At 44.4% G+C, this 960-nt stretch carries 2 protein-coding genes; both read left to right on the top strand.

Annotated features, from left to right (window positions below; genetic code table 11):
- A partial coding sequence (locus B9T16_RS28925; RefSeq protein ID WP_410246419.1) for an AvaI/BsoBI family type II restriction endonuclease occupies positions 1 to 341 on the top strand: 341 nt, incomplete at its 5' end.
- A 77-nt stretch (positions 342 to 418) separates the two neighbouring features.
- On the top strand, positions 419 to 960 hold a 542-nt coding region (locus B9T16_RS28920), incomplete at its 3' end, for a cytochrome c biogenesis CcdA family protein (protein WP_410246418.1).

The raw sequence follows: 960 nt of genomic DNA, 5'->3' as shown, positions 1-960 counted from the left end.
ATTTATGTTTATTTAATTTGGATTCGACAGACCTGGTAGTTAATAAATCTACTGAGATTAATGTACAATCTATCCTAGCTTTAGGTGAACTGAAAGGAGGCATAGATCCAGCGGGAGCTGATGAACATTGGAAAACAGCACAAGCATCACTAAATCGGATTCGACAAGCATTATATCAAGTTGGATATTCTCCTTATACCTTCTTTGTCGGCGCAGCCATAGCAACTAGGATGGCTGCGGAAATTTGGGAGCAACTAGAAAATGGGACGCTCAATAATGCCGCTAATCTGAATCGAGAAAATCAAGTAGCATCTATTTCTCGGTGGCTGTGCGATCTGTAGGAGTTGGATTTGAGATCTGGACTGGCTAAAAAAACGTTACAATTTTTGATAGTTCCCAAACTCATCAATTTGATCTCATGAGCGAAACCCTACAAACACAACTCTATGAAATTGCACAATTTGCTAATACTCTAGTGCGCGAACAACTAACCCATGTGGGATGGCCAAGCATTCTCATCCTGTTGGCTGCTGGGTTGCTAACCAGTCTGACCCCCTGTATGCTGTCTATGTTACCGATTACGATTGGCTATATTGGTGGATATGAAAACCAAAATCGCACCACAGCAGCTATTCAGTCTACCTGGTTTGCTKTGGGACTAGCAACTACTTTAGCGGGATTGGGGGTTTTTGCGTYTCTGGTGGGAMAAGTTTATGGTCAGATTGGCTGGGGTTTACCGATTGTGGTGAGTGCGATCGCCATTTTGATGGGATTGAACCTTTTAGAAGCCTTACCCCTGCAACTTCCGGCTTTTGATACCATGGGGTGGATTCCTGAAAAGCTCCCCCATTCTGCGCGTTCTTATCTGTTGGGGTTAACTTTTGGTTTGGTGGCTTCTCCCTGTAGTACCCCGGTGTTAGCGACGATTCTGGCTTGGGTTTCTACCACTGGCGATGTCCT

Origin of the sequence: Arthrospira sp. PCC 8006, from assembly GCF_046480465.1 — a bacterium.
GTDB classification, from domain to species: Bacteria; Cyanobacteriota; Cyanobacteriia; order Cyanobacteriales; family Microcoleaceae; genus Limnospira; species Limnospira platensis.
The sequence above is the reverse complement of the archived record's forward strand: the minus strand, read 5'-3'. Positions and strand labels throughout refer to the sequence as shown.